General features: G+C 32.9%; 21 protein-coding genes. 5 read left to right on the top strand and 16 right to left on the bottom strand.

Annotated elements, in window-relative coordinates; genetic code table 11:
• Positions 1-53: 53 nt before the first annotated feature.
• The 8 genes from CLU81_RS20865 to CLU81_RS20900 form a co-directional block, all read right to left on the bottom strand.
• Positions 54-1,406 (bottom strand): DEAD/DEAH box helicase, encoded by a 1,353-nt coding sequence (locus CLU81_RS20865; RefSeq protein ID WP_099711569.1) that lies wholly within the window; start codon positions 1,404-1,406, stop codon positions 54-56.
• Positions 1,407-1,516: 110 nt separating this feature from the next.
• Positions 1,517-1,885, bottom strand: coding sequence for a response regulator transcription factor (locus CLU81_RS20870; protein ID WP_099711570.1), 369 nt, complete (start codon positions 1,883-1,885; stop codon positions 1,517-1,519).
• A 9-nt stretch (positions 1,886-1,894) separates the two neighbouring features.
• On the bottom strand, positions 1,895-4,108 hold the full coding sequence (locus CLU81_RS20875) for a DUF4838 domain-containing protein (protein ID WP_233209741.1): 2,214 nt from the start codon (positions 4,106-4,108) through the stop codon (positions 1,895-1,897).
• Positions 4,109-4,113: 5 nt separating this feature from the next.
• Positions 4,114-5,376 carry a YaiO family outer membrane beta-barrel protein gene (locus CLU81_RS20880; protein WP_099711572.1) on the bottom strand — a complete coding sequence of 421 codons (1,263 nt, stop codon included), beginning with the start codon at positions 5,374-5,376 and terminating at the stop codon, positions 4,114-4,116.
• Positions 5,377-5,383: 7 nt separating this feature from the next.
• Positions 5,384-6,820 (bottom strand): glycosyltransferase, encoded by a 1,437-nt coding sequence (locus tag CLU81_RS20885; RefSeq protein WP_099711573.1) that lies wholly within the window; start codon positions 6,818-6,820, stop codon positions 5,384-5,386.
• On the bottom strand, positions 6,817-7,878 hold the full coding sequence (locus CLU81_RS20890; protein ID WP_099711574.1) for a HEAT repeat domain-containing protein: 1,062 nt from the start codon (positions 7,876-7,878) through the stop codon (positions 6,817-6,819). The genes CLU81_RS20885 and CLU81_RS20890 overlap by 4 nt, the downstream gene beginning before the upstream one ends.
• Before the next feature lie 72 nt (positions 7,879-7,950).
• Entirely contained in the window at positions 7,951-8,715 is a 765-nt protein-coding gene (locus tag CLU81_RS20895) for a TIGR02757 family protein (protein ID WP_099711575.1), read from the bottom strand.
• A 115-nt stretch (positions 8,716-8,830) separates the two neighbouring features.
• On the bottom strand, positions 8,831-9,496 hold the full coding sequence (locus CLU81_RS20900) for an ABC transporter ATP-binding protein (RefSeq protein WP_099711576.1): 666 nt from the start codon (positions 9,494-9,496) through the stop codon (positions 8,831-8,833).
• 132 nt (positions 9,497-9,628) lie between these two features.
• On the opposite strand from CLU81_RS20900, the gene CLU81_RS20905 reads away from it, so the two are divergent.
• Both CLU81_RS20905 and CLU81_RS20910 read left to right on the top strand, forming a co-directional pair.
• Positions 9,629-10,354, top strand: coding sequence for a phosphodiester glycosidase family protein (locus tag CLU81_RS20905; protein WP_099711577.1), 726 nt, complete (start codon positions 9,629-9,631; stop codon positions 10,352-10,354).
• A gap of 113 nt (positions 10,355-10,467) precedes the next feature.
• Positions 10,468-10,764, top strand: coding sequence for a hypothetical protein (locus tag CLU81_RS20910; protein ID WP_099711578.1), 297 nt, complete (start codon positions 10,468-10,470; stop codon positions 10,762-10,764).
• Here CLU81_RS20910 and CLU81_RS20915 read toward each other — a convergent pair.
• The 7 genes from CLU81_RS20915 to CLU81_RS20945 form a co-directional block, all read right to left on the bottom strand.
• Entirely contained in the window at positions 10,761-11,063 is a 303-nt protein-coding gene (locus CLU81_RS20915; RefSeq protein ID WP_099711579.1) for a DUF6787 family protein, read from the bottom strand. The genes CLU81_RS20910 and CLU81_RS20915 overlap by 4 nt on opposite strands.
• A gap of 33 nt (positions 11,064-11,096) precedes the next feature.
• A complete protein-coding gene (locus CLU81_RS20920; RefSeq protein ID WP_099711580.1) occupies positions 11,097-11,537 on the bottom strand; it encodes a DUF6146 family protein in 441 nt (146 codons plus the stop codon).
• A gap of 202 nt (positions 11,538-11,739) precedes the next feature.
• On the bottom strand, positions 11,740-12,303 hold the full coding sequence (locus tag CLU81_RS20925) for a DUF937 domain-containing protein (protein ID WP_099711581.1): 564 nt from the start codon (positions 12,301-12,303) through the stop codon (positions 11,740-11,742).
• Positions 12,304-12,478: 175 nt separating this feature from the next.
• Positions 12,479-12,832, bottom strand: a complete 354-nt coding sequence (locus tag CLU81_RS20930; RefSeq protein WP_099711582.1) for a hypothetical protein — start codon at positions 12,830-12,832, stop codon at positions 12,479-12,481.
• Between the two features lie 95 nt (positions 12,833-12,927).
• On the bottom strand, positions 12,928-13,878 hold the full coding sequence (locus tag CLU81_RS20935) for a D-2-hydroxyacid dehydrogenase (RefSeq protein WP_099711583.1): 951 nt from the start codon (positions 13,876-13,878) through the stop codon (positions 12,928-12,930).
• A gap of 219 nt (positions 13,879-14,097) precedes the next feature.
• Positions 14,098-15,168, bottom strand: a complete 1,071-nt coding sequence (gene serC / locus CLU81_RS20940; RefSeq protein WP_099711584.1) for a 3-phosphoserine/phosphohydroxythreonine transaminase — start codon at positions 15,166-15,168, stop codon at positions 14,098-14,100.
• 93 nt (positions 15,169-15,261) lie between these two features.
• Complete coding sequence (locus tag CLU81_RS20945) at positions 15,262-16,335, bottom strand: acyl-CoA reductase (RefSeq protein WP_099711585.1); 1,074 nt, start codon at positions 16,333-16,335, stop codon at positions 15,262-15,264.
• Positions 16,336-16,470: 135 nt separating this feature from the next.
• On the opposite strand from CLU81_RS20945, the gene CLU81_RS20950 reads away from it, so the two are divergent.
• Positions 16,471-16,821 carry a 4Fe-4S dicluster domain-containing protein gene (locus CLU81_RS20950; RefSeq protein ID WP_099711586.1) on the top strand — a complete coding sequence of 117 codons (351 nt, stop codon included), beginning with the start codon at positions 16,471-16,473 and terminating at the stop codon, positions 16,819-16,821.
• A 179-nt stretch (positions 16,822-17,000) separates the two neighbouring features.
• Positions 17,001-18,164: a hypothetical protein gene (locus CLU81_RS20955; RefSeq protein ID WP_099711587.1), complete on the top strand. Its 1,164-nt coding sequence runs from the start codon at positions 17,001-17,003 to the stop codon at positions 18,162-18,164.
• 144 nt (positions 18,165-18,308) lie between these two features.
• Here CLU81_RS20955 and CLU81_RS20960 read toward each other — a convergent pair whose 3' ends face one another.
• The gene (locus CLU81_RS20960; RefSeq protein WP_099712822.1) at positions 18,309-20,975 is read right to left on the bottom strand and encodes a TonB-dependent receptor; all 2,667 of its coding nucleotides are present in this window, start codon (positions 20,973-20,975) and stop codon (positions 18,309-18,311) included.
• A 317-nt stretch (positions 20,976-21,292) separates the two neighbouring features.
• Between CLU81_RS20960 and ychF the strand changes: the two genes are divergently transcribed.
• Positions 21,293-22,387: a redox-regulated ATPase YchF gene (gene ychF / locus CLU81_RS20965; protein ID WP_053473683.1), complete on the top strand. Its 1,095-nt coding sequence runs from the start codon at positions 21,293-21,295 to the stop codon at positions 22,385-22,387.
• Positions 22,388-22,549: the final 162 nt, after the last annotated feature.

Genomic DNA, 22,549 nt, shown 5'->3' on the forward strand with positions numbered 1-22,549 from the left:
TTTTTTTTAGCCTTAGAATCTCAGTACCTTAGTACCTCAGAACCTAAAAAAAACTATTTATCCTTATCTTTTCTTTTCTTATCTCTCGTTTTCAACATGTTTCGATTGACAGATCCGTGGGTTTTCTTTTTTGTTTTTGAAGGTCCGCCTAAGTTGACTTTCTTATTCTTTTTATCTTTTTCATGAAAAGCACCTTCACCTTTTAGGGTTTGTTTTTTCATTAAAAACTTAATCGGTTGTTTGTCTTTTTCAGGTTCAATTAATTTAGCTGAAATTTCTACTTCTTCCGGAAATTCTGCTATTTCAAGTTCCTGATTCATTAGGACTTCTACTTCTACTTTAAACTCTTCTTCACGAGGCGTGATAAAGCTAATTGCAGTTCCTGTAGCATCTGCACGACCTGTACGACCAATTCTGTGCATGTATAACTCAGGAAATTCAGGAAGTTCGAAGTTAATAACATGAGAGATATTCGAAATATCCAAACCTCTCGCCATAATATCAGTAGTAATCAATCCACGAAGATTTCCTTCCTGGAATTCCGCCATTGTACTTAAACGATAATTCTGAGATTTATTCGAGTGAATTACTCCAAACTGACCTTCGAAATCTTCTTCGATTCTGGTATGAAGCATATCTGAGATCTTTTTATTATTCACAAAAACCAAAACACGTTCCATGCTTTCGTTTGTTTCTAATAAATGTTTTAGCAGATTTACTTTTGTATTAAAGTTTGGAACATTATAAGTAATTTGAGTAATGTTTTCTAACGGAGTTCCTGATGCAGCAAGTGTTACTTCCTCAGGAAAATCAAAAAAGTCATTCAAAACAGCATCAACTTCATCAGTCATTGTTGCAGAGAATAAAATGTTCTGACGTTTGGTTTTCATCATCGCCAAAAGCGCCGTTAATTGTGTACGGAAACCAAGATTCAGCATTTCGTCAAACTCATCGATAACTAATTTTTGAGTTTCATCAAAACGAATTACAGCATCAAGAGCTAAATCCATTGTACGACCTGGCGTTCCAACTAAAATGTCAACACCTTCGTAAACAGCTTTTTTTTGTGTATTAATATTTACTCCACCAAAAATACCAAGCGTTTTAACAGACATGTATTTGGTAAGTTTTTCAACTTCTTCAACAACTTGAACAACTAATTCACGAGTTGGAACCAGAATTACAATTTTAGGCGTATTGGTTGGGGTAAATTTGTATAATTTTAAAAGTGGCAGTAAGTAGGCAAATGTTTTTCCGGTACCGGTTTGTGCAATTCCCATCATATCTCGACCAGACATAATAACTGAAAAAGATTTTTCCTGAATAGGAGTAGGCGTAACAAATCCTAATTCGTCGATTGCTTTTTGTACTGATTTTGGAAGATTGAATTTCTCGAAAGTGCTCATTTGCATTAAATTTTGTGCAAAGATAGCTATAAATAGCTGAAAAATCGATGTTTCTTTGAAATTACGAAGGTTTAGGGTATTCGTATTTCTCAAAAAAGGGCTTTCAAATGCTATAAAAAACGTTTTATTCGCAATAAAAGTTCGTTTGGATTAAACGGTTTTGCAATAAAATCGTCAACACCCAATTCAAAAGCTTCTTCTACAGTATTTTCTTCTTCGCCAAGTGACGAAAGTGCTACAACACGAATGTCTTTGAAATTCTTTTTGATATGACTTATGATTTCCAATCCGGATTTTAACGGAATTGTGATCGTTGTTATTACAAGGTCAGGCATAATTGTCGCCATACGTTCTATGGCGTTAATACCATCTTTTGCAATACTTATTTTGTAGCCTTCTTTTTTAAGAATGAATTTTAGAATTTCAATCGTCATCTCGTCATTCTCAATAATCATGATTTTTTTCTCACTGGTGTTCATTTCTGGCGTTTATTTTTTATACAATTCGACTTCGTCAAGCATAACCATTGGCTTTTTGTTTTTACGTTTTCTCCAAGCAGGTATTTCCGTTTGGTTTTCTATGATCACTTTTATTTTGGCAAAACTACTAAAGTCTTGATTTTTAGTTTCCCATGATTTTGTTGTAATTTCATTGTTTTCTGTTAAAATTTCACCATTCAATTCTTGTAAGAAATTCCATTTTTGATCTTTAAAACCATAGATTTTTATTTTTTTTGGTGTAAAAATCCAATGTCTCTGATCATTCAGAAAATTTAATTTTAAAGTATTAAAGTTTAATTTATTTGTTTCAATTTCAAATTCCGGATTGTTTTCATACCAGCCAATCCAGTTGATATTGAAATCTTTAAAACCTCGATTTCCATCCACTAAACTGTAACTTCCTTTTCCTTTAAACTCATTTGAAGGTTGTGTAATAAAATTTACTTTTAAATCTTCACCTAAGTGAGTTGTGGTGTTTTTACAGATTTCCAGCCATTCTTTGTAATAATTATCAGGAGAAAGTCCTCCTTCGCTCAACTCATAAATTCCCAAAGTATTACATGTTTTGGAGAATTTAAAAACTCTTTCGGTTAGTCCTTCGCGAACTATTTTTTCTCCTTTATTATTTACGATAAACATTCCGTGTTGGTTTTTTCCGTAAAACTTAGATTGCTCAAAAAAGGCAAATTCAAGTGCTAATCTTAACTTTTGAATTCGAAGATTTAGAACCGAATCTGTTTCAACAGCATTTGCAGCTTGTTCTAATAATTTATCGTACTGATCCATTGCTTCAGGCGTTAGAAACGTATTTCGGGCTTGAACCGGACCAGAATAAATATCTAGATTAGTATTACTTTTACTTTGATATTCTGCCAAAAGATTTAGATACTTATTGACAAATGGCGCTGCTTTTCCGTAGAAACCTCTCAAAAAGTCAGCAGTTGTAGCTTCAATATTAATATCAGTATTCCACATTAATTTGGCCAAAAGATATTGTCTTAATTCTGAGAAATCTCCTGGAACATCTGCATAACCCTGAGCAAATATTCCTTTAACTTTATTTTTTTTGAAGAGTTTGTAATTGCTCTGAAAAGGCTCAATATTTGGAAATGGTGACATATAATTTGAAAATTGCACCGTATAATCCCAAAGAAATAAATGCGGAGAAGTTGCGCTCCAGTTTTCAAGTGTTTTTACAAATGTTGGCGAATTTTGAACTGTAATTGCTTTTCCTCTGTTTAGCTCAATCGGACAGAAAATAGTATAAATATTAGATTCTATTTTTAGATTTACAGGCGGTTTAAGCGTGTGAAGATAAGCAAGCGTTGTAATTTTTGTATTAGGAAAATGAGTCGCAATTTTATTCAAAAAATAATATAACGAACCTTGTGGTCCGCCATATTTCTGGTTTATTTTTCGACATTCTGTACATTCACAATAGACAACATCATCGTTTTGACTTACAGAATAGAATTGCGCATTTGGGGTTTCGGCAATAATTTTAGCCATTTTTTTCTCAACCAGGTCTACAACAGTATCATTGGTCATACATAACGATTCTGTATTTCGTTCGCCTTCGTATAAAGCAAAAAGTTTCGGATTATTTTTGAAATATTCTTTTGCCGGAACAAGCATATTAAAAGAATGTCCCCAAATACCAAAATCCTCAACTTGCCAATCGAGTTTATGCCAATCTCTAAAATCTTCATCATAACAATCCGGATAAAAAAGCGCTCTGTAATCAAATGAAGGTTTCTCTATTTTTTTTGTGTTTTTTGCAAAAGTGACTTCTGATAGATTCGGAATATAAGTTTCTGTGGAAGTAAACTTTCTAAACTCCCAAATTTCGAGTAAACTATAAACGGCATAACGTAAGTATTTTTGATTTGGAGCAATTAGATAAATTGATTTCGAGTCACTTTTTAGGATAAATTCATTTGGACTTAGTTTTTCTGTATCCGAAATCTCTAAAATTATTTCAGACGAAGTATTGTCTTTTTTACTTTCAGATGAAATTTCAAAAGATTTTTTAAAGGCTTTATCAAGATATGTTTTCAAAATTTTTGATGCTTGCTGAGTATTTTCAGAAGTAGTAATAATTTTATTTTTTTCGGTAATAATGATTTCAGATTGTGCCATCATATTGAAGGTGAACATGAAAAAAAAGAGAAACTGTAGATATACGTGATGCTTTTTCTTCATGATATTTAAAATTTATATTGTAATAAAACCGCAAAATCAAGTTCGGTTTGGTATTTGTTTTTGGTGTATTCCTGTTCATTATCAGTGATTAGAAAACCAAAAACATAATGAGTCTGTATTAATTTATAAAATCCCACACTTAGTCTATAAGAACTTAATGACGTTCTCATGTCGTATTCTGCGGCTCTTGTTCTATCGTCAGGCGAAGTTCCGTAGCCGGCAATTACAGTCACATAATCAAACTTTGTTTTATAATAATAACGGGATGTCAAAGTAAATGATGGATTATCTTTTTGAATAAATGACCTTAAATTTAGCCAATAAGAGCCAAGATATTTTCCTATTCCCAGATTTAATGTTGTTAAGTCGCTATTATCCTGCATTTTAATATACCGAACTCCTAAATCAGCTTCCCAACCTTTCTTGAAATTCTGAAAATAGGAATAACCCAATCTCCATTCCGGAAAAGCGCTGTCTTTGCTGTAAGCGACATCAATATAATGATAATGACTTTTTTTGGCAAAGAGATAAGATTCTGCCTCAAATTGTAGTCCGCTCGCCATAACCAAATTTGACGAAAGTCTTTTTGCATAGCTAACTCTGCCAATTAAACTTCCCCAAGTGCGTTGATGCATGTAATCTGCGCTTGCTAAATGCCACGGACCAACCCCGTCGCGATCAATTGTGGTCAGATTATAATAGGCGCCTACACGATCAATATTGGTTTTAGAATATAAATCAAAAAGTTGCTGCTCTATATCCGGATCATTAGGGAATTTTGCCCGAATAGATTTTAGATATTTTGCTTCGTTTTTGGTATCATCCTGCAGCGAATAAATCGCAATTCTTTTAAGCCTGAAATCTTTGTTGTCAGGATATAAATCAATCGCTTTATAAGTCGTGGTTAAAGCTTCATCATAATTTTCGTCTTCTAAATCCATGTTTATGAGATATAGAAAAGCATCTGCATATCTCGGATTTTTATCAATTACATATTTGTAGTAGTATCTGGCGCTGTCTTTTTGCTTTGCTAAATCATAATTTCGGCCTAAAGCCAAAGAAAAATCAACATAATCCGGGGCAAGTTTTTTTCCTAATAAAGCTCTTTTTATATTCAGTTTATAATCAGGGTGTGCGCTTTTCATGTCTTTCATTACGACAGTTAAAAGACTGTCTGTGTCAATTTTTTGTGCTTTAATAGTTTGATTCGAAAGTAAAAACAAACAAAAAAGCAGTCTGGTTATATTTAAGAGTTTACTATTTTTCATAATCAAATTATTTTTTAGCGGGTGATTCAAAACCTTTACGAACCATGACGCCCCATTTTTGTTCTTTTTTTCTAAAAAAATGCCAATATCCTGTTAGCGATGCATAAATCGTAATAGGATGATAAACAAAAGGCTCAATAATCGCCATTCCAATAAGCGTAATGAGTTCTTTATAACTGGCATAACTCTTATAAAGTACTTCGTCAATTAAGATCGATATTATGGTTATTGACAGATAAAAAAGATAGACTAAGAAACTGATAAGAAACAGAAATTGGAAGTTTATTATACCAAAAACAAAACTTGCAATTAAGGTGATTATACCAGTAAATTCGATAATTGGCACCAGAAATTCAAAGCTAAAAAAGAACGGTAAAATCAAGAATCCTGTTCGTCCATATTTTGGGTTTAAAAACATTTTTCGATGTAAATACAATGTTTGTACCAATCCTCTTGCCCAACGAATGCGTTGCCTTAAAAATATTTCTCTCGTGCTTGGAACTTCTGTCCAGCAAAGCGATTCCGGAATGTATTTTATTAAAAAATCTTCTTTTGCATCATGCATGTATTTTCGCATTCGCGTTATGAGTTCCATGTCTTCGCCTAAAGACTGATGCCAATATCCACCGGCTTTTATAACAATATCTTTGTCAAACATTCCCAATCCGCCTGAGACTAATAATAATCCGTTTATCTGGCTCCACGCCATTCGTCCAAACAAAAAAGATCGTACATATTCAAGCTCCTGAAAACGCGGATACCATTCTTTTGGATAATGTACTTTATACAGAAAACCTTCTTTTATATCGCAAGAATTTGAAATTCTAATTCCTGCTCCGGTTGCAATAACGCGAGTTTCATTTTCCATGAACGGTTTTGCAAGCTTTAAAATTGTATTGCTTTTTAAGATACAATCAACATCGGTGCATAAAAACAAAGGATATTGCGAAGAATTTATTCCAGCATTTGAAGCGTCGGCTTTACTTTTTCCGTTTATTTTATCTACAATTAGCAATCTTGAATAAACTGGATTTGTCGATTTATAATGTCCGCGAACAGGTTGCGTTACGATTTTTTCCTGATAATAAAAATCAATTTTAACAAGATCAAATTCGGTTATTAATTTTTCGAGTGTATTATCAGAACTTCCGTCATTTACGATAATGATTTCAAATTTGGGATACGTCAGCGAGAGAAGCGATTTTACATTATATACGATGTTTACGCCTTCATTAAACGCCGGAGCCACAATAGAGACGCCTAAAATATGATTGGATCTAATTAGGACTTCTTCTTCGAGATATTTTTGATATTTTAAATGTTTTATAATCGCCCAATACGATAAAATGGAAAGAAATATATAAAACGAAATATAACCAATGGAAAAACAGGCTACAAAAATATCATAAACACGAATAAGATAATATAGAAAATCATGTGTCATAGCTGTAATTTTCTAGTGTGATTAATCATTTTTTGAGTGTCTGGATCGTGCGCGCCTAAAGCATCAAGAGTTATTGAATCGAGTTTGTTTAAGCAAAACACCATTTTTAATTTGATATCTTTTATCTCTTGTTTTTCGATTTCATTTTTGAGAAATGTGATCGTTTTTTCGGAACCAACTACAGCAAGAGCGTCTAATATTTCTATTTGAATTTCGATAGATTCAGTTGGGAAAACTTTAATCAGTTCATCTTCGGCTTCTTCCAGAAATAAATCTTGAATTGCCGTAATAACATCGATTTTTAGTGCTTTATCTTCATGATGAAGCAACTTTATTATTTGAGCAGATTTATTGGTATAATTATAGAAAACCATTGTCATAATCGCCAGTTTTAGAATCGTTGGATTTTCAGATTCTATCCAAAGATCTATTTGTGGCGGAATTGGTATTTTTTCTGAATGTAAAACATCCATAACTTTTATTGTAGTAATGATCGATACCTTAACGGGAATGTTGTTAATTGCCTGCCAATCACCTTTTGATAAAGCCAGATAAGCAATATTGGCATTGGACCGAATAATTTTATTGGGATGGTATAAATACTTTTTAATGAGCGAAATTCCAGGTTTGTATTCTAAAGATTGAAAATGATAAATTCCTTCGCATTTTTTATACTTTCTAAAATCCCGAATTAAACTTGCAGAGTAATGGTTTAAATTGAGTTGTTTATAGATAATCAGAATGTTTTTGGCTGTTTTCCCTTTCAGATTGCTTTTCATTCTAATCATATCGTCAATGAGCATTTCTTTGCACCAGGTACGATGTATTGGAATTTCAGATTTGAATTTGGCGATTTTGTATTTTAAAATATTTTTATCCGGTTTTGATAAGGTGATTTCTGTTAGAAATTTTTCGGATTTACGAATAATCAGGTGTTGGGAAGGCAAATTGTATTGATAATAGACTCTATTCAATATTAGAATAATGGCTAAAGATAAGGTTACAATTAAGAAGGACGGAATGATATAATATTTTAAATCGAAAATAAAATGTTCCATACAAAAGGCTTTTATATGGTAATATTACGAAAAAAAAAGGAGAAAAGCTAATGAAATCTACTGGTTTTGAGGCTAAAATCCTTCAAAAACACCTAATCCAAAAAGTGCAAAATCATATTTAACAGGATCTTGTGCGTCCATCTCTCTCAATTTTAAATCTAATTCGGCTAAAGCTTTTCCGTCGTTTTGCTTTCGCGAAAGCAAACCTAATTTTCTGGCAACATTTCCGGAATGCACATCTAACGGACAAGATAATGCGGAAGGAGAAATGGTTTTCCAAATTCCTAAATCGACTCCTTTTGCGTCTTGACGAACCATCCATCGCAAATACATATTGATTCTTTTTGCTGCCGAATTGTTTAAAGGATCTGAAATATGTTTTTGAGTTCGTGGTAAATGATCGATTTCAAAAAAGATCTTTTTGAATTCGCTTATACTTTTTTGCAAACTGTCAGTTTCCTGATTTTTGGCAAAAACAGCTTCCAAACCATTATGTTTTTTGTAAATGTGTTGTAAACCTTTTATAAAACCTCCAAAATCTTTTCCATTAAAAGTACGATGAACAAAACTTTCCAGTCTTTCTAAATCTTCATCAGTATGTGACATAACAAAATCGTAAGGTGTATTACCCATTAATTCCATCATTTGGTGGGAATTTTTGATAATCATTTTACGATTTCCCCATGCGATTGTAGCACTCAGGAAACCGGCGATTTCGATGTCTTCTTTTTGAGAAAATAAATGCGGAATTTGTACAGGATCGCTTTCAATGAAATCCTGATTGTTATATTGAATGACTTTTTCGTCGAGAAATTCTTTAAGTTCTTTTTTGGTCATAATTGAAATGAAAGTTCTTGAAATACATAAATCCTTAGCCCTGATAAAAGGGAAAATCCTTTTTTATTGTTTTTTCTACAATAAAAAAGATTGGAATGATAGCAGGAAATAGCTCCTAATTACTAATTAAACCATCAACCATTACCAATTTTCTATCGGCCATATTTGCAAGTTCTTCGTTGTGAGTTACGATAACAAAAGTTTGTCCAAATTCGTCACGAAGCTGAAAGAATAACTGATGTAAATTTTCGGCAGAATGTGTGTCGAGATTCCCGGAAGGTTCATCGGCAAAAATAACGTCCGGCTTATTAATTAAAGCTCTCGCAACGGCAACACGCTGTTGTTCTCCGCCGGAAAGTTCGTTTGGTTTATGATCAATTCGATGTGATAATCCTAAAAAGGTCAATAGTTTTTTGGCTTCAGCTTCGGTTTCTGAAGGTTTTTTTCCTGCAATATAAGCGGGAATACAAACATTTTCTAAAGCTGTAAACTCAGGTAAAAGTTGGTGAAACTGAAAAATGAAACCTAGATTTAAATTTCGGAATTTTGATAATGCTTTATCATTAAAACCCAGAACATTTTGACCGTTTATAGTCAAAGAACTCTCTGTGTCAGCTTTCGAAGGTTTGTCAAGTGTACCTAAAATATGCAATAAAGTCGTTTTTCCGGCACCAGAAGCGCCAACGATAGAAACAATTTCTCCTTTTTTAATATGCAAATCAACTCCTTTAAGAACTTCGAGTTGGTCGTAGAATTTATGTATATTTTTTGCGTGTATCATTTTGAAACTGTTTCTACAAAGAAACAAAGATTCTCCCGATATAAAAATGTGTTGTAACAGAAATTTAAGAAGAGATTGATATAAATGATTATTAGGTTTTTTATTTTACATTTATAATAAACTATATAAAGAATGAAATTAAAATTTGGAATTCTGGGATTAGCAATAGTTGTACTTGCAATTTTTGTCAATGCAAAACTATATACTCAAGATCAATTTGTGGTCTATAAAGTCGATCTTAAAAAACAAGATTTGAAATTGTTTTGGAAAAATGAAGCTGGACAAAATTTTGGAAGTATTCTAAATTTGAAAAATTGGACAGAAAAGAATAATTTATCATTAAGTTTTGCGATGAATGGCGGAATGTATAAAAAAGATAATTCGCCGCAAGGTCTTTATATTGAAAAGGGGAAAGTTTTATCTCCATTAGACACCACTAAAGCCGAAGGAAATTTCTATTTAAAACCTAACGGAGTATTTTATTTAACAACCGGAAAAACGGCTGAAATTTCTACAACTGAAAAATTTAAAAATAACGAAAAAATAGAATATGCAACGCAATCCGGACCAATGTTGGTGATTGATGGCGAGATTCATCCTGATTTTAAGAAAGGGTCAGCTAATTTAAATATTAGAAATGGAGTAGGTATTTTGCCAGATGGGAAAGTAGTATTTGTGCTTTCTAAAAAAGAGATTAATTTCTACGATTTTGCCAATTATTTTAAAAGTTTAGGATGTAAAAATGCGTTGTATCTCGATGGATTTGTATCAAGAGCTTATGTTCCGTCAGAAAATTGGATTCAGACTGATGGAAATTTTGGCGTATTATTTGCAGTAAGTGAGAAAAAGAAAAAGTAAAATAATTAAAGTTAATGTGTTAATCATGTTGGAATTAAACAAGAAAACATTTTTAGAAATAAATTACTTTAATTAATTCTTTTTAAATTCGAATAATATCTAAATACAAGAATATGCAAGATTTGGGAGTAACAAGTGAAGAGAGAACCAGAAAACTAATTCTAGGTTTACTTTTGGATGGAATAGGAATGTTAACTTATTCTGTTTTGGGATTTGCAGAATTTGGAGATATAATTTGGGCTCCAATTGCGGCTTTTATTATGACCAGAATGTATAAAGGTCGAGTAGGGAAAGTGGCAGGTATTTTGACTTTTGTTGAGGAGATATTGCCTTTTACAGATATAATTCCGTCGTTTACACTAACGTGGATTTATACGTATTACTTTCAAAAATCAGACAGAGATATTTAGTTTTTGAAAAGAAATCCGAGTCCCATATTTTTAAGCATTTTCTTTTCGAAATTCCAAAAGAAACGGAATTGCCCAAAAATAGCTCCTATTACCACCAATAAAACCTGATAAATAGGGAAAATAATCAATAAACGGATTAAAGTAAACCAACCGCCAAAGTCTTCTTTGGTAATACCAAGCCATACACAAAAAGGTTTAGACAAATACGCAGATGCCGATCCAGTAATGGCAAAAACGATAAGAATGATAATGGCTTGTAGATTTGAGGTGATTCCCCAACGTTTCTTTAATCTATTCATGCTTTATTTATAACAATTACAAATATAGCAAGATTATCGCATTGGAACGTAACCCGAGAGCTTTTGTTTGTATGTATTTTGAAAATAAATCATATAATTATAAATCAAGTAATTTACTTCATATCCGTAATGAATATCAGGTCGATAATCGATCTGCATTTCATACAAATTTGGGTTATATCTTTGGGGTTGTGAAGCTCTGATATTCCACTCTGTTACGTACAAACGATTTTTGAGTTCGAGGTAAGATAACGAATAATAGTTTCTTGGGAGTGCTGATGAAGTCAACCAGGTACTAAAACCATTGTCGATTATAATAACTTCGTATTCAAGAGAATCATTGGCAATTCGCACAGTATCATTTACAGCAACTTTTGGCGTAGGTACAGGATTTGTTGCGCTAATATTTTTTGATGCAGTAGAACAAGCAATTATCGTAAACAGAAGAACTAATATGGAAAGGCATTTTTTCATGACTTTTATTTTCAATACTTTAAAATTACAACTAAATTTCAAAAGAAGCTGTTAAGATTCTTATAATGTAGTTTTCTGAACTTTAATATTCAATAATAAAAAAGCCATTTGCATAAGCAAACAGCCTTTAATATTTTTATAGTATTCTAAAAGCTCAGTCCCGAAGCTTCGGGATAGCAACTCAGAATCTTAGAATCTTTATTTATTTACTTCCAAACAATTTTCCAATAAATCCGGCTATTCCGCCTTTTGTTTTTGTTACTACAAGAACATCGGCTACGTCTACTTTTCCGTCAGCATTTTGATCTAATCCAAATTGCATTCCGTATTTATTTATCGTATCCATAATTCCTGAAGCTTGTCCGCCGTTTCCGGAAATAGCGCCAATAATATCCGAGATATTGAAACTACTGTCGTTAGGATCTTTGGCTTTGTTTACTAATGAACCTAAAATCTGCGGAATCATGCTTGCTGCAACACCAGAAGAAGCTTCGCTGCTTAATCCAAATTTCTCTCCAAGATTTCCTGTCACTTGTTGTGTTATTTGCTGCACAACCGGATTAGAACTGTCTATCGACGATGTTCCGCTAAATAAACTTGCAAGTTGTTCGCCACCACCTTCTGAAGCAATCTTTTGCAATCCTGCAAAAATTGAAGAACTAGTTTCACTTATTACAGCTTCATTGTGCTCATTTGGGATAGCAGAATTGTTTACTACGGCATCACCTCCGTATTGTTGTACTAATTGCGTTAATTGTTCAAACATGATTTTAAGAATTTAAATTAGACGTCAAATTTACTAAAAAAAGAAAGGTATTTACTACAAAATAATAATAAATACCTCTAAAGTTAATCTATTTTTTAATTACTCGGTTCGACAAATTCGAGAAATTATACAAAACCTTATTTATATGACCTTAAATTAAAGTCAATGTTAAGATTTAGTATTTTGGCACCTTTACTTTGCACCAGGTAGTAATATCTTCAGGATTAAATCCGGGACAATTATTAATGTTCTTTTTAGGAAAAAATAAAACATCATTCTCAAATGTACTTAGGTTGAAATAATAGTTGCTGTAATCTTCTCCATATCTCCAAACATCGCTTGAGCCTTCATTACCAATGGTTTCACTAAAAGTAAAAATAGAAGATTGCTTAGGAATAAAATATTCTTTTTCGATAATAAGCGAAAAAATATTGCCAAAGACAGAGGTACAGCATAAAGCAATTGCAATTGTGAATAGAATCAGGCGAATGATCCACTTGCTTTTAATACTTTTTTTGTTTGTATTCATATTATACTTTAAATGCTTGCGAAAGTATAAAAAAAGAAAGGGATTTACTACAGGTACGCAGTAAATCCCTTTAATCAAATTTAATCTATTGTTTTTTAGCTCAACAAAGTAATAATTTGTGAAGCTAATTCTGTTCCAATTCTGTCTTGTGCTTCTCCAGTTGCAGCTCCAATGTGTGGAGTCAATGAAATTTTAGTATGCATTAAGATCGCCATTTCAGGTTTTGGTTCGCTTTCGAAAACATCTAAACCAGCAAAAGCAACTTTTCCTGAGTCTAAAGCTTTTACTAAAGCAACTTCGTCAATAACACCACCACGAGCACAGTTTACGATTCCAACACCATCTTTCATGATCGCCAATTCTTTTTCTCCAATGATGTAACCATCCTGAGCCGGAACGTGCAATGTAATGAAATCAGCTTCTTTAAATAAAGATTCTAATGATTGAGAAACGATTGTAGTTGTGATAGATTGTCCGTCAAAAAACTCAACTTTTACATCTACTTGCGGAATAAAACTATCAGCAGCGATAACTTTCATTCCTAAACCAAGAGCCATTTTTGCAGTAGCTTGTCCAATACGACCAATACCAACAATACCTAAAGTTTTACCTCTTAATTCAGTTCCATTTGCGTAAGCTTTTTTCAAACCATCAAAGTTTGAATCCCCTTCAAGAGGCATATTTCTGTTAGAATCATGCAAGAAACGAACACCAGAAAACAAGTGACCAAAAACCAATTCAGCAACAGATTCTGATGATGAAGCCGGTGTATTAATTACGTGAATTCCTTTGCTTTTTGCGTACTCAACATCGATATTATCCATACCAACACCACCACGGCCAATAATTTTAAGCCCTGGGCAAGCATCGATAATATCTTTACGTACTTTAGTTGCAGAACGCACTAAAACTACGTCAACATTATTTTCATTCACAAAATTAGCTACTTGTTCCTGAGCTACTTTTGTAGTTATAACTTCAAATCCACCTTTTTCTAAAGCTAGAATTCCACTTTTAGAAATTCCATCATTTGCTAATACTTTCATTTTTGTGATATTTTGTTTATTTGGTTAATCGTTTAATTGATTAAACCAACTATTATTTTTTCTTTTGTTTTGGAGCTAATCCCGCTATTCGTTACAATCTTTTATTTTTTTAAAGAAAAAAAATAAAAGGATTTCCACTTCTATCGGGGCTAGGACTTTAGGATTCAATTCAAGTTTTCGATTAAACAGTTAAACAAATTAACGATTAACCGAAAAAAACTAAACTTTAGTTTCCAAAGCTTTCATTACATCAACCAATACCTGAACACTTTCGATAGGCATAGCGTTGTAAATAGAAGCTCTGTAACCACCAACAGAACGGTGTCCAGGCAATCCTGAAATTCCTGCTTCTTTCCATAAAGCATCAAACGTAGCTGTGTGATCAGCGTTGTTTAATAAGAAAGTAACATTCATTTTAGAACGATCTTCAACCGCTGCAGCACCTTTGAATAATGGGTTTCTGTCGATTTCAGCATAAAGCAAATCAGCTTTTGCGTCGTTTAATTTCTCCACAGCAGCAACTCCGCCTTTAGCTTTGATCCATTGTAAAGTCAATAACGAAACATAAACTGCAAAAACAGGAGGAGTATTGTACATACTTTCTGCTTTAATATGTTTAGCGTAATCTAACATACTTGGAATAGTTCTTCCTGATTTCTCTAGGATTTCTTCTTTAACAACTACCAAAGTAGTTCCTGCAGGACCCATATTTTTTTGAGCTCCGGCGTAGATTAAGTCAAATTTAGAGAAATCTAAATTGCGTGAAAAAATATCAGAACTCATATCGCAAACAACAGGAATATTTGTTGCTGGAAAATCTTTCATTTGAGTTCCAAAAATAGTATTGTTACTAGTGCAGTGAAAATAATCAGCATCACTAGGAATTGTATAACCTTTTGGAATATGGTTGTAATTTTCTTCTTTTGAAGAAGCTACAACAACAGTTTCTCCAAAGTTTTTTGCTTCTTTTATAGCAGCAGTTGCCCAGGTTCCGGAATCTAAATAAGCAGCTTTTCCGCCTTCTTTCAATAAATTATAAGGAGCCATTAAGAATGCTGTACTTGCACCACCTTGTAAAAATAAGGCTTGATATCCTTTTCCTTCAAGGCCTAATAATTCTAAAGCAAGGGATCGAGCTTCGTCCATAACTGCAACGAAATCTTTGCTTCGGTGCGAAATTTCCAGAATAGAAAGTCCTGAATCATTAAAATCTAAAATTGCTTTTGATGCTTTCTCAAAAACTTCTTGAGGTAAGATACTTGGTCCTGCGCTGTAGTTGTGTTTTTTCATGGTTGTTGTTAATAGTCGAAAATTTTAAAGACGCAAATTTCGGCAATAGGAGCTGAAAAAGCGATAAATTATTCGAAATAATTGAACATTTTTTTACTTTGTTGTTAACAAAAACGTTATAGTATCTACGTTATCTGCATAATCCCACAAATGAGGATTTTGGGTTTGCCCAAATGAGGTGCTATTTTTGACTAAATCATTGCTCACGATGCACTGAATTTGTTCAGCATCAGCCTCAAGACGAGTTTGTAAATCTTCGATATTTTCGTAGAATTCATAAAAAACACTCGAAATAGGCGAGGCATAGCTCGAATCTTCTTTAATGGTCAGAAAACCATTGTCTAGTAATTTGAAATTACTCATTAAGAATACAGCTTTATTATAATCATAATTATTAGCGTATTTTTCATAATGAATAACGTCCTGATATTTGAAAATTGCTTCAAAAAAAGCATCAAATGAATAACCTTTTGGAACAAAAAGTTTGGAGACATTACGACATCCTAAACCAAAATATCTAAAAATATCTTCGCCTAAATTTTCTAAATCTTCTTTAGTTTCTTTTCCGTTTAAAACGGCAGCCGAATTTCTGTTTTTTCGAATAATTGAAGGTTTATCTTTAAAGTAATATTCAAAATAACGGGCTGTATTATTGCTTCCAGTGGCAATTACGGTATTGAAATTTTCCAGTTTGCCTTCCTCGAAAGTGATTTTATCCTTTAAGCTTTCATCAACGGCAATTAAATACTTGGCTAAAAACGGTAATAAATGCTGATCGTTTGAAGATGTTTTTATTAAAGCTTTATTTCCTGTAATCAAAACCGATAAGAAATCGTGAAATCCTACTAACGGAATATTGCCGGCCAATATCAAAGCGACTGTTTTTTCTTTTTTGTCTTCCTGAGAAAATTCAGTTGCATATTTTGAAAGCCATTTGTCAATGTTTTCTTCTGTTAAAGCGTCTGCCCATGATTTTATGGCAAAATACACTTGTTCAGGTGTATACCAACCATTATGAGATTGTGATAAATGTATCAGCTTTTCGAAATCATCAAAAAATAAATCGTTATGTAAAACATCCGATTTTTTAATTGTATCCTTTTCAGAGAATTGTTTTAAGAATTTCCCTAATTCAACAAAAACACTTTTTTTTGTTTCTAATGTCATAATGTTTGTTTATGAAGAGTTTTGATTGTAATTTTGCACAAAAATAAGCTATATTAAGTTATAAGACAAAGCAGAATAAAATCTTCGTATTATTATTTCTCAACTTGTAACTTTTAACTCGTAACCAAGAACAAAATGGCAATAATTATAACTGACGAATGCATAAACTGTGGGGCTTGTGAACCGGAATGCCCAAATACAGCAATTTATGAAGGAGCTGACGATTGGAGATATAAAGACGGAACAAGACTTTCTGGAAAAATAATTTTACCTGACGGAACTGAGGTTGATGCTGAAGATGCTCAAACACCAATTTCTGACGAAGTATATTATATCGTTCCGGGAAAATGTACAGAATGTAAAGGTTTTCATGATGAACCTCAATGTGCAGCTGTATGTCCTGTAGATTGTTGTGTGCCAGATGATAATCACGTAGAAGATGAAGAAACCTTGTTGAATAGACAAGCGTTTTTGCACGGCGAATAATTTTATTTACCTCAAATAGATTTGAAAAAATCCTGAGTTTTGACACTCAGGATTTTTTTTGTCGCTTTTTTAATATAATTTTTTTGTATAATACTGGTATTTAATGTTTTATTTTAGTTAATTTGATGATAATTTTCTAATGCTTCATTGTTTTTGGTCGGGAAATTTAATAATAGCTTATGAAAAAACTAATACTTTTATTTGTTTTATGTTTTAATGTCAGCGTATTTGCTCAGAAAATTGAGTATTCAATTGTTGTAAAAGATATTGAAACACAATTGCCAATTGAAAATGCTGCCGTGCTTATTATGAAAACGAAACAAACGTTAATAAGTAATCATGACGGTAAAGTAACTTTTATGCTAACCGGAGCTTCGAATATTCAGGTTTCCGAAACAAATTACGAAAAAGTAACACTTCGTTGGGGAGCTTTAAAACCAGATATGTTTGTCGTTTATCTTAAAAGTAACAACAATAAACTGGATGAAATTGTGGTTTCAAAAGAAAAACCATTTAAAACACTTAGTAAAATTGTTTCAAATTCAAGGCAAAAATTAGCAGATTCATACCGACTTAAAGTTTATGTAAGAGAGTTTTTTATGCTTGACAATAAATATTCTTATTATAATGATGGTTTGGTTAATTTTCAATTTGTTGCCCGCCAAAAAAAGGTTAATACAACTTTGTTAGTAGAACAAAATAGATCTTACGGTTTATTGGAAACAGATGTAAGTGCTGATTTAAAAGGGTATAATTTGAATAATATAATGGAGAATTATTCTAATTTCAAGTACTTCGATCCTTTGCTGGACCCAAAAACAAAGAAAGAATATGATTTTATAACAAAAGGGCATCCCAAAAACAAAAATTATTATGTCATGACGGCTACACCTTTGAATAAATCAAAAAAAGCTATTGACAGTTTTGAAATTACTTACGATCCCGAGAAAAAATTAATTATTGAATTTACAATTTCTATTGCTCCCGGAAATATTCCTGAGACGGAAGAAAAAGCAAGTATTGGTTCTAAACATATTACGAGATCTTTTGTAAAAGTTAATTACAGAACAGATGGTTTAGATTATTATGTGCTGAGTTCTAATGAAGAAATAGCGTATGATTTGATATTAAAAGATAAAGTCAAAAATATTCAGGTTAGGAATAATTTTGTAACCACAAACTTCAATAGAAACAATTTTACTTATAGCGAAAGTGATGTTTTTAAAGAGAAATCACTATTTAATAAAAAGAATAAAATCTTAACCAATTACTGGGATATTTCAGGATTTGTTGCTACTGATGAAGAAAAAGCAATTTTAAGTTCGCTTGAATTTAAGATGTAATTTGTTCAATTGTGAATTGTTAGTTGTAAATTGTGAAATGCGAAATTTGAAACGTTTTTATATAAAAAATCCTGAGTTTTTAGCTCAGGATTTTTTTTGTCAGGCAGAGCGAAGTCGAAACCTTGCTCGAAATAATATGTTTAATTAGAAATTAAATCCAAGTCTTGCATAGTAGTATGCTCCGCTGAAACCCATTTGTACAGCATCCCAATATCCACCAGCTTCCGTATTTCCTTGTTCATCTTGTTTAGTAGGATAAACGTTGAATAAGTTGTTGCTTCCAATACTTACTTTTAGGCTTTTGCTTAATTTATAACCTAAAGTTATATCAGTTACCAATCTTGGATTGTAAACATCGTCTTCGTCATTATAATCAACCAAAACTACTTTGCTAAAACGTGTAAAAGCTAAACCGGCATCAAATTTATGTAGAGAATAATTTAAGTTCAAACCAAATTTACTGTCCGGAGCTGAAGCTAATAAAAACGCTTTTTCACGTTTTCCAAAGAAAGTGTCAGCATCCAGAGAACCATTTTTTACATTATCAATTTTCATATCGTTAATGTTTCCAACTAAAGTTGCTCCAAATTGTCCAAAATCAAATGATTTTTTCCAAGAGAAAACTAAGTCTAAACCATGTGTGCTTGTATCTACACCATTAGCAAAAAACTGAGCTTCAGAAACTCCTAAATTTAAAGCACTTGCATCAAAATATCCGGTAAGAACGATACGATCTTTTACCTTAATATAATAGCCATCAACAGTTGCTGTGAAATCTCCAAAAGTTGCAGTGAAACCCAAAGAAGCATTTACCGCTTTCTCTTCGTTTAACTTTTGAATTCCGAAAGCTCTCGTAACCGGACTATCGTTTGGAGCCAAAAGTACTTCGGTTGCTCCGCTGGCATTGAAGTTTGTAAAACGTAAATTATAATAAACCTGCGCTAATGATGGCGCACGAAAACCTGTACTGATAGAACCTCTTGCATTGATATGGTCTGTAATTTTTAGTCTTGACGCTAATTTTCCGTTTATAGTACTTCCAAAATCGCTATAATTTTCAAAACGAACAGCTCCGCTTACCATTAAAGCTTCAGTTAAATCTAACTCAGCATCAGTATATAAAGAGAAGTTGGTACGGCTTTCGTTTACTTCATTTGCTGGGCTATATCCAGGGAAACCCTGAGAACTTCCTGGTCTTGGAATTGTTGGAGAAGATGTTGGATCTGTAGGATCATAATCAGGATTCGGGATTGTTGGCGGACTTTGAGTCGTTGGATCCGTAATTGGTTTTCCGTTAGTATCATAAGTAGTATATGAACCTTCTTCACCAGCAAAAATTTCGAATTTCTCCACTCTGAATTCTGTTCCAAAAGCGATATTGAAACCTTTTAAAACGTCAGGATAGTTTTTAGAAATATCAAAATTAGTTGTGTTTTGAAGCAAACTATGTCCGCCGGCATCAAATTCGTGAGGAGATTTGTCTAAAAGAGAAGCATTTATTGTTCCTTTTATATCATAATGAAATTTATTTTTCCCGAAAGTATTACTTAAATCCATTTTCCATCCGCCAGAAGTTTCTGTTCTAATTCCTGCAGCGATAGAATTGTCATTAATTTTTGAAGTAATTCTTGGAGTATATCCGCCAGGATAAACAGATTCTACAACTCTTTCACCATCATTTCTGGTAAAAGCATATGCATCAGTATTTCTAACGCCACTTCCTCCAAAAGCATAAAGTTCTGTTTTTTCGCCAATCGGAACGGCAAGATTTCCAAAGAAATTCAATCCATTTATTTGTGCATCACCAAAACCTTTTCTGAAATCGTAGGCAGGTCTTAATGTTTTTTCCTTATTGATAAATTCCCCAGTAAAATTAGCGTAACCGCCTTTTGTTCCAAGTGCAACTCCATAATTGGCAGCCACTTTTACAGATTGTCCATCAAGAGATTTGTCTTTTCCGTAAGAGTTTCCATTTCCTTTTGTATCTAATCTATAGCCTTTAGTATTTGGAGTTCCCGGTAAAAAATCTCCTTTTGCATCTGTGTTAAAAGCTCCATAAGTAACAGATCCTGTTAATTCGTTAACATTATCTGCAGTTACAATATTAATAACACCTGCGATAGCATCAGAGCCGTATTGTGCAGCTGCTCCATCTCTTAGAATTTCAATTCTTTTGATAGAAGCAACCGGAATAGCATTCAAATCAGTTCCAGTATTTCCACGTCCGCGAGTACCAAATAAGTTGATAAGAGACGATTGATGTCTTCTTTTTCCGTTAATTAAAACCAAAGTCTGGTCAGGTCCCATTCCTCTTAAAGAAGCAGGATCAACGTGGTCAGCACCATCAGATCCGGACTGTTTGTTGGCATTGAACGATGGAGCAACATATTGCAGTAACTGATTGATTTCTATTTTTCCGCTTTGTGTCGTTACATCTTTTACATTAATTACATCAATAGGAACTGCTGAATTTACAACTGTCCTTTTGGTATTTCTCGATCCAACGACAACTACGTCACTTAAAATTTGACCGCCGTTTTGATCTAATACAATGCTAACATCGCCACTTGTAGCTTGTTTTTCAACAGTAGTGTAACCAATATAACTAAAAATTAAAGTAGCGCCATCTTTAACTTTTATTCTGTAACTACCTTCAAAATCAGTCGATACGCCGTTTGTAGTTCCTTTTTCAAGAATGTTAACGCCGGGTAAAGGCGCGCCTGCTTTGTCTTTTACAACTCCCGAAATTTCTTTTTGTGCAAAAAGAAACGCTGTGTTTAGTAGAAATAATAATAATGCAATCTTTCTCATGGTTGTGTGAGTTTGGTTTATTTTTTTGTTTTGATCGTTGTTAAATGTAGTATTTTTTAACAAAATATTAGCAAAAAGTTTAATTATTTTATTAGTCGTGCTTTAAAATATATTAATCGTCATTTTTACTTCACTTACGAGCTATTAAATCTTATATTTGCAAAATTTTAAAGCCAAAAAATATCATTTCGGCAGAAACAAAAAATTAAAACATAAATTATAGATCATTAAAGTAAGCACCTATATATTAAGGTAGAAGCATTACTGATAAGACCTGAGAAACTCAGGATCAAATAAAAAATAAATAGAAACAACAGATGAAAGCAGGAATTGTAGGATTACCAAATGTTGGAAAATCAACATTATTTAATTGTTTATCTAATGCAAAAGCGCAAAGTGCGAACTTTCCGTTTTGTACAATCGAACCTAATATTGGTGTTGTAAACGTTCCGGATCCAAGAATCAACAAATTAGAAGAATTGGTAAAACCAGAGCGCGTACAAATGGCAACAGTTGATATTGTTGATATCGCAGGTTTGGTAAAAGGTGCAAGTAAAGGTGAAGGTCTTGGAAACCAATTTTTAGGAAACATTAGAGAGTGTAATGCTATTATTCACGTTTTACGTTGTTTTGATAACGATAATATCGTTCACGTTGACGGAAATGTAAATCCAATTCGTGATAAAGAAACTATCGATATCGAGTTACAGTTGAAGGATTTAGAAACTGTTGAAAAACGTTTAGAGAAAGTAAATCGTGCTGCTAAAACAGGAAATAAAGAAGCGCAAACTGAAAAAGCACTTTTAGACAGAATCAGAGAAGCATTATTACAAGCTAAATCTGCTCGTACAATTACTCCTCAAGGTAATGACGAAGAAGTTTTAATGGAATCTTTTCAATTAATTACTGCAAAACCAGTATTATACGTTTGTAATGTTGATGAAAATTCAGCAGTAAACGGAAACAAATATGTAGATCAGGTTCGTGAATTAGTAAAAGACGAAGATGCTGAAGTTATTATCCTTTCAGTAGGAGCAGAAGCTGATATTACAGAATTAGAGAGCTACGAAGAGCGTCAGGTTTTCCTTGAAGATATGGGATTAACAGAGCCGGGAGCATCAGTTTTAATTCGTGCAGCTTACAAATTATTAAAACAACAAACTTACTTTACCGCTGGTGTAAAAGAAGTTCGTGCCTGGACAATCAACATTGGAGCAACTGCACCGCAAGCAGCAGGAGTTATCCATACTGATTTTGAAAAAGGATTCATTCGTGCTGAGGTAATTTCATACGAAGATTACGTTCAATACGGTTCAGAAGCAAAAGCAAAAGAAGCTGGAAAATTCAAAGTTGAAGGAAAAGAATACGTAGTGAAAGATGGTGATGTAATGCATTTCCGTTTTAACGTTTAAATTCTAGAAAATAGATTAAAGAATAAAGAGAATAGACTAAAACTGCTGGAGAGATTCAGCAGTTTTTTTATGTTTAAAAGGTACGTATGTCAGGCTGAGCGAAGTCGAAGCCCTATAAAGATTGGTTTTGCATTTTGTAGAGTTTCTTGCGTGTCCTTCGAC

The organism is Flavobacterium sp. 9, from assembly GCF_002754195.1.
Taxonomy (GTDB): Bacteria; Bacteroidota; Bacteroidia; order Flavobacteriales; family Flavobacteriaceae; genus Flavobacterium.

What these genes read in the sequence shown, in the direction of transcription:
- CLU81_RS20865 (WP_099711569.1), bottom strand. Translation starts at nt 1,406, where the DNA reads ATGAGCACTTTCGAGAAATTCAATCTTCCAAAATCAGTACAAAAAGCA.
- CLU81_RS20870 (WP_099711570.1), bottom strand. Translation starts at nt 1,885, where the DNA reads ATGAACACCAGTGAGAAAAAAATCATGATTATTGAGAATGACGAGATG.
- CLU81_RS20875 (WP_233209741.1), bottom strand. Translation starts at nt 4,108, where the DNA reads ATGAAGAAAAAGCATCACGTATATCTACAGTTTCTCTTTTTTTTCATG.
- CLU81_RS20880 (WP_099711572.1), bottom strand. Translation starts at nt 5,376, where the DNA reads ATGAAAAATAGTAAACTCTTAAATATAACCAGACTGCTTTTTTGTTTG.
- CLU81_RS20885 (WP_099711573.1), bottom strand. Translation starts at nt 6,820, where the DNA reads ATGACACATGATTTTCTATATTATCTTATTCGTGTTTATGATATTTTT.
- CLU81_RS20890 (WP_099711574.1), bottom strand. Translation starts at nt 7,878, where the DNA reads ATGGAACATTTTATTTTCGATTTAAAATATTATATCATTCCGTCCTTC.
- CLU81_RS20895 (WP_099711575.1), bottom strand. Translation starts at nt 8,715, where the DNA reads ATGACCAAAAAAGAACTTAAAGAATTTCTCGACGAAAAAGTCATTCAA.
- CLU81_RS20900 (WP_099711576.1), bottom strand. Translation starts at nt 9,496, where the DNA reads ATGATACACGCAAAAAATATACATAAATTCTACGACCAACTCGAAGTT.
- CLU81_RS20905 (WP_099711577.1), top strand. Translation starts at nt 9,629, where the DNA reads ATGAAATTAAAATTTGGAATTCTGGGATTAGCAATAGTTGTACTTGCA.
- CLU81_RS20910 (WP_099711578.1), top strand. Translation starts at nt 10,468, where the DNA reads ATGCAAGATTTGGGAGTAACAAGTGAAGAGAGAACCAGAAAACTAATT.
- CLU81_RS20915 (WP_099711579.1), bottom strand. Translation starts at nt 11,063, where the DNA reads ATGAATAGATTAAAGAAACGTTGGGGAATCACCTCAAATCTACAAGCC.
- CLU81_RS20920 (WP_099711580.1), bottom strand. Translation starts at nt 11,537, where the DNA reads ATGAAAAAATGCCTTTCCATATTAGTTCTTCTGTTTACGATAATTGCT.
- CLU81_RS20925 (WP_099711581.1), bottom strand. Translation starts at nt 12,303, where the DNA reads ATGTTTGAACAATTAACGCAATTAGTACAACAATACGGAGGTGATGCC.
- CLU81_RS20930 (WP_099711582.1), bottom strand. Translation starts at nt 12,832, where the DNA reads ATGAATACAAACAAAAAAAGTATTAAAAGCAAGTGGATCATTCGCCTG.
- CLU81_RS20935 (WP_099711583.1), bottom strand. Translation starts at nt 13,878, where the DNA reads ATGAAAGTATTAGCAAATGATGGAATTTCTAAAAGTGGAATTCTAGCT.
- serC (WP_099711584.1), bottom strand. Translation starts at nt 15,168, where the DNA reads ATGAAAAAACACAACTACAGCGCAGGACCAAGTATCTTACCTCAAGAA.
- CLU81_RS20945 (WP_099711585.1), bottom strand. Translation starts at nt 16,335, where the DNA reads ATGACATTAGAAACAAAAAAAAGTGTTTTTGTTGAATTAGGGAAATTC.
- CLU81_RS20950 (WP_099711586.1), top strand. Translation starts at nt 16,471, where the DNA reads ATGGCAATAATTATAACTGACGAATGCATAAACTGTGGGGCTTGTGAA.
- CLU81_RS20955 (WP_099711587.1), top strand. Translation starts at nt 17,001, where the DNA reads ATGAAAAAACTAATACTTTTATTTGTTTTATGTTTTAATGTCAGCGTA.
- CLU81_RS20960 (WP_099712822.1), bottom strand. Translation starts at nt 20,975, where the DNA reads ATGAGAAAGATTGCATTATTATTATTTCTACTAAACACAGCGTTTCTT.
- ychF (WP_053473683.1), top strand. Translation starts at nt 21,293, where the DNA reads ATGAAAGCAGGAATTGTAGGATTACCAAATGTTGGAAAATCAACATTA.